Source organism: Nostoc sp. CCY0012, assembly GCF_963920855.1.
Lineage (GTDB): Bacteria > Cyanobacteriota > Cyanobacteriia > Cyanobacteriales > Nostocaceae > Cyanocohniella.
The window spans coordinates 14,480-27,186 of sequence record NZ_CAWUDM010000081.1 but is presented as its reverse complement, the minus strand read 5'-3'; the positions used below and the strand labels follow the sequence as shown (position 1 = coordinate 27,186).

General features: G+C 38.6%; 3 protein-coding genes. All 3 read left to right on the top strand.

The window, feature by feature from the left end; genetic code table 11:
• Positions 1-83 precede the first annotated feature (83 nt).
• The gene (locus ACM0OS_RS20625) at positions 84-5,336 is read left to right on the top strand and encodes an AAA family ATPase (protein ID WP_414545071.1); all 5,253 of its coding nucleotides are present in this window, start codon (positions 84-86) and stop codon (positions 5,334-5,336) included.
• A 101-nt stretch (positions 5,337-5,437) separates the two neighbouring features.
• Positions 5,438-6,472, top strand: a complete 1,035-nt coding sequence (locus tag ACM0OS_RS20620) for a methyltransferase (RefSeq protein ID WP_414545070.1) — start codon at positions 5,438-5,440, stop codon at positions 6,470-6,472.
• Positions 6,473-6,876: 404 nt separating this feature from the next.
• Positions 6,877-12,687 carry an AAA family ATPase gene (locus tag ACM0OS_RS20615; protein WP_414545069.1) on the top strand — a complete coding sequence of 1,937 codons (5,811 nt, stop codon included), beginning with the start codon at positions 6,877-6,879 and terminating at the stop codon, positions 12,685-12,687.
• Positions 12,688-12,707 lie beyond the last annotated feature (20 nt).

The following is a 12,707-nucleotide window of genomic DNA, read 5'->3' as shown; positions in this document are numbered from 1 at the left end:
ACTTTAGATTCTTCTGATTCCTTGTGTCAAGCCTGATTGAGATGCTCTTACCCTGATTGAGATGCTCTTACCCTGCATATCCAATGGAACTGGTACACGCCCATATTGCCAAAATCCCCCCATCAGTTCAGAGCATTAACCCAAATATTCCCCCAATTATTGCCCAAATTATTGCCAAACTAATGGCAAAAAATGCCGAAGATAGATATCAAAGTGCAGCCGGATTAAGACATGATTTAGAAACTTGTTTATCGCAACTTCAAATTACAGACATAATCACAGATTTCATCTTAGCAAGTCGAGATATCACTGACCAATTCATCATCCCTGAAAAACTATACGGTAGAGAACAAGAAGTAGAAACCCTACTACAAGCTTTTGAGAGAGTCGCTAATGGTAACAGCGAAATCATGCTAGTGACTGGATTTTCGGGAATTGGTAAAACTGTGGTTGTCAATGAAGTGCATAAACCAATTGTACGGCAACGCGGATATTTCATTAAAGGGAAATTTGACCAATTTCAAAAGAATATTCCGTTTTCAGCATTTGTGCAGGCATTTTTGAATTTAATAGAGCAATTATTAGGTGAAAGTGATGAGCAAATCCAGCAATGGAAAACTAAGATATTAAATGCTGTGGGAGAGAATGGACAGGTAATTATTGATGTAATTCCCGAACTAGCTAAAATTATTGGTGAACAACCATCAGTACCAGAACTGTCAGGAATAGCTGCCCAAAATCGCTTTAATTTCTTATTTGAGAAATTTATGCAAATTTTTACCACCAAAGAGCATCCATTAGTTATTTTCTTGGATGATTTACAGTGGGCAGATTCAGCATCTTTAAAATTGATGCAATTATTAATTGACGAATTTGACCAGGGTTATTTATTACTCATTGGTGCTTATCGAGATAACGAGGTATTTCCAGCACATCCATTGATGTTGACTTTAAATGAAATTAAAAAATCTGCTCCTGTTAACACAATTAATTTAGCCCCTTTAAAAAAGTCAGATTTAAATAACTTGGTTGCCAATACTCTTAGCTGCAATCAAGAATTGGCAATGCCCTTGACTCATTTGATATATCAAAAAACTCAAGGAAATCCATTTTTTGCTACTCAATATCTCAAAAGTTTACATGAAGATAAGTTAATTGAATTTAATTTAGTATCAGGTTATTGGCAATGTGATATTACTCAGATTCAAGTAGAGTCTTTAACTGATGATATAGTTGAATTTATGGCTTGGCAATTACATAAATTGCCTACAGCAACACAAAATATTTTAAAATTAGCCGCTTGTATTGGTAATCAATTTGATTTTAATACCTTGCTAATTATTTATGGAAAATCTCTTGCAGACACGGCTGCGGATTTATGGACAGCCTTGCAAGAAGGTTTAATTGTGCCGATTAATCAGTTTTATCAATTTTTTCAATTTGCAGCAGAGTTAGACGCACCCCAAGAAATTGTTTCTATAACTTATCGATTTTTGCATGACAGGGTACAACAAGGAGCTTATGCCTTAATTCCTGATGAAGAAAAACAACTAACTCATTTGCAAATTGGACAATTATTATTAAATAATTTATCCCCACAAGAACTAGAAAAGCATCTTTTTGATATTGTTAATCATCTTAATTTGGCATCAAAGCTAATTGTTAATAGTGAAGAACTAATAACCCTAGCCAAGTTGAATTTACAAGTTGCGAAAAAAGCACTCCAGTCCACGGCTTATAGTGCAACTAGTAATTATGCAAAATTTGGCATTGAATTATTACCGAATGATAGTTGGCAGACTCACTATGAATTGACATTAGGATTGTATAACTTAGCTGTAGAGTCAACGTGCTTAGAAGGACAGTTTGAAGAAATGTTCCCACTGAGTGAGGTGATTTTAAGTCAAGCAAGGAGCTTACTAGATACTATACCCACCTATGACATGAAAATTCATGCCTATGGATCTCAAAACCAACTGCATGAAGCTATTGCGGTGGCATTGGATATTTTTTCGCAACTGGGGCTTGATTTACCAGATCCCGTTTCCGAGGAGGTGAAGGGGGCTGCCTTTCAACGTACTGCCCAGCTTGTAGCCCAATATGAAATCACACAACTGGATCAATTGCCACAAATGAGCGATCCTGTGGCCCTGGCTGTGCTAAAAATTGCCTCCAGAATTGCACATATTCTCTATTTTGCTCGGTTAGATTTATTTATTTTGCTGACTTTATCGCAAGTTGAGGCGGCAATTATTCACGGTAATGCACTGGCGTCAATTCATTTTTATGCTAATTACAGCGTTTTGAATGCGATCGCCAATCATACGGATATGGCGAAAAGCTTTGCCCAGTTGACATTACAACTGATAGCTAATCCGGAAGCCCGCCCGGTTATGGGAAGAGTTTTGGCAAGTTTGGGCTGGATAGTCTTACCTCGGATGATGCCTTATCAAGATGTGGTGGGGTTTTTTCGAGAAGCTTATTTTGCCAGTTTAGAAACGGGAGATTTGGAATTTGCCGCCCATTGTGCTGATGGGATGAGTCAAGCTGCTTACTTTGCAGGGCAGGAATTAAGCGATTTAGCTTCAGAAATGGCCAATCTTGTGCAAGCAGTAGAACGTCTCCATCAAACCACGGCTCTGCAATATCTACAAGCTTGTTATCAAGCCGTGTTAAATCTCCAGCAGCCCAAAGGTAAATCTACTGCAAAAATAGCTTTTGATGAGGCGCAAATAATTCCCAGATTATTAGAAAATCAAGACTTTTTGGGTTTATTAACAGCTTACAGTCACAAAACTATTTTTAGCTATTTAATCGGTGATATTCCCCAAGCACAAATCAGTGCTGAACAGGCCAGAAATTTTTTAATGGCTGGTACTGGTTGTTTTTTAATTCCTGTCTTTTTGTTCTACGATTCTTTGGTAGCCATCGCCTCTGACTCTCTCGCCAGAGTCGAGCAAAATCAAGCTGAACTCAGTCAATGGGTAGATGCTGCACCAATGAATTTTCAACATAAATCCGACTTGGTGACTGCTGAACTACATCGGGTATCAGGCGATAAAACCGCAGCTATTGACTATTACGATAAAGCTATCCAAGGAGCTAAAGCAAATAATTTTATTCAAGAGGAAGCCTTAGCTAATGAACTAGTAGCCAAATTTTACCTCGACTGGGGCAAAGATAAGGTAGCACAAGCTTACATGCAGGAAGCCTATTACTGCTATAGCCGTTGGGGTGCTACAGCTAAAATTCATCACCTAGAAAAATGCTATCCGCAATTACTGGTTGCTATTTTACAAGCCCCAAAAAATCGTTTGGGATTTAGTGGAACTAGTTCTGCAACTGTTGATCAAACCTGCCACACAATTAACTCTAGCAATAAAAGTATTTCCCAAGGACTCGATTTTGCCACTATTCTCAAAGCCTCTCAGAGTCTTTCTAGTGAAATTCAATTAGAGAAATTGCTCACAACTTTAATGCAAGTGGTGATGGAAAATGCGGGAGCGAAAAAAGCTACTTTACTTGTACCTAAAAATGAAAATTGGATAGTTGAAGCTCTAGCAACTCAAGAGGAAGGCATTAATTTAGTATCCATACCCTATGAAAATAGTACAGATATTCCTTTGTCCCTGATCAATTATGTAAAACGCAGCTGCAAAACCATCGTTTGGGATGACGCAACTACACAAAATAGTTTTATTGCTGATCCTTATTTAATCCAGCAACAACCCAAAAGCGTTTTGTGTATGCCGATTTTGCACCAGGGTAAATTAATCGGAATTTTATATCTAGAAAATCAATTAACCATTGGTACATTTACCAGCGATCGCCTGGAAATTATTCAACTATTATCTGCCCAAGCTGCCATTTCCCTGGAAAATGCCCGGCTGTATCAAGAAGCTCAAGAAAAAGCGCAACAGCTAAAACAATCCCTCAAACAACAAAAAACCTTATTTAATGTTGTAAATCAGGTGCGACAGTCTTTAGATTTAGATGCTATTTTCCGTGCAGTCACCCAAAATATCCGGCGCATTCTCGACGCTGATCGGGTGGGAATTTATCAGTTTCATCTAGATGCAAATTACGAATATGGCGAATTTATCGCCGAGGATGTGTTACCTGCATTTACTTCTGCTTTAGCGGTGAAAGTTCAAGATCATTGCTTTGGTGAAAACTATGCCACCCTGTATAAACAAGGCCGCTTTTGTGCCTTACCTGATGTCAACTCAGATGTAGTCATCGATTGCCATCGAGCCATTTTAGCGCAATTCCAAGTCAAAGCAGCGTTGGTAGTGCCAATTATGCAAGAACAAGAACTGTGGGGATTACTCTGCATTCATCAATGCGATCGCCCGCGTGAATGGCAAGCTTCGGAAATTCAATTTGCCCAGCAAGTTGGCGCCCAAATGGGCGTTGCACTCAAGCAAACAGATTTATTCTTGGAAACTCAAAACCAAGCAACTCAACTACAACAAACATTAGAACATCTCCAGCAAACCCAACTTCAGTTAGTACAAAATGAAAAAATGTCGGCACTGGGTAATTTAGTGGCTGGGGTAGCCCATGAAATTAATAACCCTGTTGGCTTTATTGCTGGAAATATTCAACCTGCTCTTGATTATATTCAAGATTTATTTGGCTTACTTGATTTATATCAAGAAAAATTTCCCGCACCAGATCAGGATATTCAGCAAGAAATTGCCACCATTGACTTAGAGTATCTGCGGGAAGACTTACCTAAAATACTAGCTTCAATGGCAGAAGGTGTGAGTCGGATTCGCAGCATATCAACTAGTCTGCGGACATTTTCTCGAGCAGATACGGAAAAAAAAATACCTTTTAATATTCATGAGGGCTTAGATAGTACAATTTTGATTCTTAAGCATCGCCTGAAGGCCAACGAGCAACGTCCAGAAATTGCCGTAATTACCGAATATGGTGATTTTCCTGATATTGAATGTTTTCCTGGGCAATTAAATCAGGTATTTATGAATATCTTGGCTAATGCCATTGATGCTTTGGATGAATCTAACATAGGTTTAAGCTATGCAGAAATTAACGCTAATCCCAACCAAATTACTATTAAAACTTTTCTAGAAAATAATCAAATCACAATCATCATTGCTGATAATGGTCAGGGAATGACTGAAGAAGTTCGAGAAAAAATATTCGACCATTTATTTACTACAAAAACAGTAGGACAAGGCACAGGTTTAGGACTAGCGATCGCTCGTCAAATTGTGGTAGAAAAACATGGTGGAAATATTGAAGTAGTTTCGGAACTAGGAAAAGGAGCAGAATTTATCATCTGTATTCCCTGCACCACATTGCAATAAAGTAAATGTCCGGCAAAAATCCTGATTCCCTACTCCTTACTTACCTGATAAACTAAATTTTGTGTACAAAAGTAAACATTGCAGATACAGAGGGTTAAACAGTGAATCCAGAAGCAGCCCCACAAGAAATTGTTATGCAGATGCTCGTAGGTGCATGGGTTTCGCAGACAATTTCCACAATTACTCGTCTTGACATACCCGATTTAATCAAGCTTCATGGCCCTCAATCAGCAATGCAATTGACCCAAGTTCATGGAGTCAAAGCTAATACTGAGTTTTTGGCAAGAGTTTTACGTGCCTGTGCCAGTGTAGGTGTTTTCACAGAAGATGCTGAGGGCAAATTTGGTGCCACCCCATTATCAGATGTCCTGACATTAGACTCGTCTGTATCCGTCAAAAAACTTGCAGAAATTTTTGGTGGTACTTGGTGGCAAATATGGGCAGGTTGTCCTGATGCACTAACTACAGGTCAGCCACAGACAAAAAATCAGTTGGGAATGGAGTATTGGGATTATTGCCAAGCTAACCCCAAAGAAATGGCAGATTTTGGCGCAGCCATGCAATCAAATAGCCTCAATTCTCTGCGAGGTGTGCTGAAGCATTGTGATTTATCAGAGAGCAAAAAAGTTGCTGATATCGGCGGCGGTTTTGGTCATCTCGCCCTGGAATTGGTAAGAAAATATCCACATCTGCATGGCATTGTGCTAGACATGCCAGACTTAATCCCTATTGCTAAAAGCAAAATAGTCAACGAAACAGAAGATATTATTGACCGCATCCAATTTATTGGTGGAGATATGTTCGAGGATGTCCCTGCCGCAGACGTTTACATTATGAAACTCGTCATTCATGACTGGGATGATGCCAAATGTATTCAATTGCTCAAGAATTGTCACGCCAAAATGGAAGGTAATGGTCGGATAATTTGCGTAGATGCAGTTTTACCTCCGATGGGGAATGTCGATGGCACAGCAGCAAAATTCCTCGATATCAACATGATGATTTCGTGTCCTGGAAAGGAACGCACCGAAGAGCAATGGCAGTATATTTACAGTCAAGCTGGCTGGAAAATTACATCAATTCAGCCTATTTACGATAACTATGGTACCAGTATTGTAGAGGGAATTAAGTCTTAAATTTCCAACTATTACCTAAAGTTAGGTTTTTTCTAGTTTTACGACTTGTTTCTATAAGGAATAATTATATTTTTAGCCCCTTGGGTTTTTTACCTGTGGGCTTTTTAATTTATGTTAACGTGAGTTCAATGAACCGATATCCAAACCTTCTTTGACGAGCATATTCATCTAGTTATCACTTTTTTAAATTGATAATTTTGGCGGGTAAATCTTCCAATTCTATTATTAAAAAATAAAATCATCAACTTTAGTAAAGCACTTACAAAAAATATTCAATTCAATGATATTTTTTTTTCTAATCAAGCAGAATTTATGGCTGGTAATCGCTACAAATTGTGTTAGTCCGTATACATACATGGGCATACTGATTAATATAAATAAATATCCAATTGGAGTCAAAGAATATGAATAAAGATGTAGATTTAGCGATCACAATACCGGGATATTTTTTCATAGAAAACTTGTATTGTGGTTCTAAAACCACAGTTTATCGGGCAGTGCGAGAAGCAGATCAACAATATGTAATCATCAAAATTTTCAACCGAGAATACCCTACTTTTAGTGAACTATTACAGTTTCGGAATCAGTATGCTATCGGCAAAAATTTACATATTTCCGGTATTGTGCGTTTCTATAGTTTGGAATCTTATCGCAACAGTTATGCCTTGGTGATGGAAGATTTTGGTGGCATTTCTTTACGGGAATATTATAAATATCAATCATTGTCCTTAATTGAAATATTAACTATCTGCCTCCAGTTAACAAATATTCTCCACGAACTGTATCAAAACTGTATCATTCATAAAGATATTAAACCCGCTAATATTTTAATTAATCCGGAAACAAAACAAATTAAATTAATTGATTTTAGTATTGCATCTCTGTTGCCTAAAGAAACCCCAGAAATCAAAGGTCCTAATGTTTTAGAAGGTACACTAGCTTATTTATCTCCCGAACAAACTGGGAGAATGAATCGAGGAATTGACTATCGCAGTGATTTTTATTCCTTAGGAATAACGTTTTTTGAAATTCTCACAGGACAATTACCATTTATTTCTGATGATCCTCTAGAGTTAGTCCATTGTCATATTGCGAAAATTCCTCCCGAATTAGGGAACGAGATTCCCCTGGTGATTTCAAATATCGTCATGAAATTGATGGCAAAAAATGCCGAAGACCGCTATCAAAGTGCTTTGGGTTTAAAATATGATTTAGAAAAATGTCTTAGACAACTCAAAGAAATCGGTACAGTCGAAAATTTTATCATTGGCCAACGAGATATTTGCGATCGCTTCCTAATTCCCGAAAAATTATATGGTAGAGAAACCGAGGTTCAGCAACTACTAGCAGCCTTTGCTAGAGTTGCTCAAGGTAACAGCGAAATGATGTTAGTCGCTGGGTTTTCTGGCATTGGTAAAACCGCAGTTGTCAATGAAGTTCATAAACCGATAGTCAAACAACGTGGCTATTTTATTAAAGGTAAATTTGACCAATTCAATCGCAATATTCCCTTTTCTGCCTTTGTGCAAGCTCTCCGTGATTTAATGGGGCAGTTATTCACCGAAAATGATCGGCAATTACACCAATGGAAAACGCAAATTCTCCAGGCTTTGGGTGAAAATGGGCAAGTAATCATTGAAGTTATTCCCGAATTAGCCCAAATAATTGGCGAACAACCAACTGCACCTGAATTATCAGGATTAGCGGCACAAAATAGATTTAATTTATTATTTCAAAAATTTATTCAATTATTTACGACTAAAGAACATCCATTAGTAATATTTTTGGATGATTTGCAGTGGGCAGATTCGGCCTCTTTGCAACTCATGCAATTATTAATGAGTGATGCAAATCGGGGTTATTTATTATTAATAGGTGCTTATCGAGATAATGAAGTATCATCAGCCCATCCTTTGATGATAAGTTTAAATGAAATTCAACAATCCGAAGCAAAACTTCAGACAGTTACTCTCAAAAATTTGAGTCATTTAAAACTGAATAAATTAGTCGCTGATACATTAAATTGTGCAGAAGAATCGGCATGGACACTTTCCCAATTAATTTGCCAAAAAACTCAAGGTAATCCATTTTTTACGACTCAGTTTCTCAAAGCGCTACATCAAGATGGGCTGATTGTATTTAATTTTGCTGAGGGATGTTGGCAATGTGATATCACCCAAATAAACCAGCAAGCCCTGACAGATGATGTTGTGGCTTTTATGGCTTTTCAATTAAAAAGATTGCCGCCATCCACTCAAGACGTTTTAAAGTTAGCGGCTTGTATTGGTAATCAGTTTGATTTACAAACACTAGCAATTGTTTCACAACAATCAGAATTAGAAACAGCAGCTTTTTTGTGGAATGCTTTACAGTCAGGCTTAATTATTCCCCAAAATGAGATTTATAAATTTTTTGTGGGAGAAGAACAGATACCTACGCAACAAAATTCCCCAGTTGTTACATATAAATTTCTACACGATCGCGTCCAGCAAGCAGCCTATTCTTTAATTCCCGAAGCCGAACGAGCCATCGCCCATTACCAAATCGGACAACTCCTACTGCAACAAATTTCCCCAGCAGCTAGAGAAGAACGGATTTTTGAACTGGTCAATCAGTTAAACTATGGCACCACCCTAGTAGTTGCACAACCAGAACGAGACGAATTAGCCCAACTCAACCTAGCTGCTGGCCGCAAAGCCAGAGCCGCAACCGCTTATCAAGCAGCCCGTGAATATGCCACCACCGGACTAGCTTTGCTAGGGTTAGAAGCATGGGAGCGACAATATGCAATCACTTTAACTCTGCATGAATTAGCCGCCGAAATTGCCTGGTTATGCGGTGATTTTGCCCAGATGAATCACTGGATTGAGACAGTCATTCATTATGCCAAAACGCCCCTAGATCAAATGCAGGTGTATCAAGTAAAAATCCAGGCGTTGAACTCCCGCAATGAATTTCTAGAAGCCATCGCCACAGGTAAATCAGTCCTCCAAGGATTGGGAATCAATTTGCCCGATAGCCCCACCCCAGAGGATGTTGAGCAAGCACGACAGGAAATCAACACCTTAATAGGCGATCGCTCTATTGAAGATTTGATTCATCTCCCGAAGATGAAAGATGCGGAAAAGTTTGCTGTAGTCCAAATTGCCGCCAGCATTTTACCAGCGTGTTACATGACAAGTTCACCACTATATCCTTTAGTGGTCGCCTTACAAGTTAAACTTTCCATTCAATTTGGTAATAGTCTTTTTTCTCCTGTTAGCTATGCTAGTTATGCCTTTCAAGTCAAAATTATCTGGGAAGAAATGAGGGAGGTTCAGCAGTTTGGTAAATTAGCTTACCACCTTGCCAAAGAGCCAGAGGCTAAAAGTCAGCGAGTCTCAACCTTTGTGGTTTTTGCCGGATATGTTCACCACTGCACTGCCCATTTACGAGAAACACTACCAATATTTCAAGAAGGCTATCAAGCAGGATTAGAAACAGGCAATCTGGAATTTGTCATCTACACCGTACAAGTGTTTTCCTTGAATGCTTTTTGGTCTGGACAACCACTACCTGAACTGGAATCCCAAATTCGCGCTTATCACCAGCATTTACAAGACCTCAACCAAGTCACCACAGCCAAGCATTATTTAATCTACTGGGAAACTGCTCTAATTTTATTAGGTCATTCAGAAGATGAAGTGACCTTACGTCAAGATTCCTATGAAGCAGAATTAGTTGCTCAAGTGCAAGCATCCCAGGATGCGTTTCGCTTATGTATTTTTTATCTCCACAGATGTATCTTGAATTTTTGGTTAGGAGATAATACTAAAGCTGAACAAGATGCAGTACAAAGCCGGCAAAATTTGTCTGCCTGTGTAGGAACTATTATCGAACCTGTCTTTTATTTTTACGATTCGTTAATAGCACTCACCACAGATTCTCAAGCAAATATTGAGCGCGTGCAAGAAAATCAAATCAAGTTGCAGCATTGGGCAAATTATGCACCCATGAATCATCTACACAAATACCATTTGGTAGCAGCAGAAAAACACCGTTTCTTCAATGAAAAAACCGCAGCCATCGAATTATACGATCTGGCTATTCAAGGAGCGAAAGAAAATCAATATCTCAACGAAGAAGCCCTCGCCAATGAACTAGCTGCCAAATTCTACCTCGACTGGGGTAAAGAAAAAGTTGCCGCAGGTTATATGCAAGAAGCTTATTATTGCTATTCACGTTGGGGCAGTTCAGCCAAAGTAGAGGATTTAGAAAAACGCTATACTCAACTGCTACAACCAATTTTGCAACAGCGCCGACTTAATATTAATCCTCTGGAAACCATCACTAAGATTGCAGTTGCGGGAAGTTCCTCATCTAAACCCGCTTCCGGCACGGGTAGCACCAGCGTTTCTGATATCTTGGATTTTACATCTATTCTCAAAGCCGCACAAGCTCTCTCCAGCACCATTGAATTAGACGAACTGATTGCCAGCTTTACCCAAATTATTCTCGAAAACTCTGGAGCGAAAAAATCCGCTTTGCTGCTTCCTTATGCAGATACTTGGCAAGTCAAAGCTATTACCTCTATCCATGAACAAAAAAATTCCCCAACTCCCATCCAAACTCTCCTCAATTCACAACTATTAGATACTTGTGAAGATATCCCCAGAAATATTATTCACTACGTTAAAAATACTCAACAAACAGTTGTTATTGATCATTGTAAAACAGACATTCCCGGATTAATTGGCGAATATATGCTCAAACATCAACCCCAGAGTATATTTTGTACACCAATTATTAATCAAGGAAAGTTGGTAGGAATCCTTTACCTAGAAAATCATATAACGGCTGGGGTATTTACGAGCGATCGCCTGGCTGTTTTGAATTTTCTCTGCACACAAGCTGCTATTTCTCTAGAAAATGCCCAACTATATCATCATCTACAAGAGCGCGAAAAATTTCTCAGCAGTATTTATGAAGGTGTTGGCTGTCTGATATTTGTAACTGATGTTCGAGAAAATGGTAGATTTGAATATACAGGATGGAGCAAATCCTGTGAACTAACAATTGGTATCTCTGCTACGCAAGTGCTGGGTAAAACTCCCCAAGAATTGCTAGCACCCGGTGAAGGTGCAGCAACGCATCACAAATATCTGCATTGTTCCCAAACGGGAATGCCTATCACCTATGAAGAGTGTCTCACATTTCATAACCAAGAAACTTGGTGGTTAACTACACTCAGTCCCTTAAAAGATGCTACAGGTAGAGTTTATCGCATCGTTGGCACAACCATTAATATTAGCGAACGCAAACAAGCTGAGGAAATAGCCACAGAAAAATCGCAAGCACTCGCCACAGCTTTAGAAGATTTACAACAAGCCCAATTACAAATTGTGCAAAGTGAGAAAATGTCAGCACTGGGTAATTTAGTAGCTGGAGTAGCCCACGAAATGAATAATCCCCTGGGCTTCATTGGGGCGAGTTTGAAGCAAACTAAACCCATGATTGCAGATGTGGTTGAACACTTAAAACTGTATCAAAAAAACTTGCCTAATCCCCATGATGGCATTTTGGATCATGCCGAAGCAATTGACTTAGATTACACGTTAGAAGATTTACCTAAAGTACTTGATGCGATGGAGATGGCTTGCGGCCGATTAAAACATATTAGTACAAGTCTTCGTACCTTTTCTTGTGCTGATAAGGATTACAAGGTATTATTTAAAATTCACGAAGGTTTAGATAGTACAATTTTAATTCTCAAACATCGCCTAAAAGCTAACCAGCAACGTCCAGCCATTGAAGTGATCACTAATTATGGTGAGTTACCTCTAATAGAGTGTTTTCCTGGACAATTAAACCAAGTATTTATGAATATCTTGGCAAATGCCATTGATGCCTTAGATGATTCTAATACAGGGCGGAGTTATGAAGAAATCAAAGCTAATCCTAACCGCATTACTATTACGACTGTTAGCGAAAATAAACAAGTAAAAATTGCTATTGCAGATAATGGTAAGGGGATGATTGAAGAAATTAAACAAAAAATATTCGACCATTTATTTACCACAAAAACCGTCGGAAAAGGCACAGGGTTAGGACTGGCGATCGCTCGGCAAATTGTCGTAGAAAAACATGGTGGAAATATCGAAGTAAATTCGCAACTAGGAAAAGGATCTGAATTTGTCATCTGTATTCCCTACGGTAGTGAAGATACTGAGATTTGAACAAGAAAATTCCTGATTTT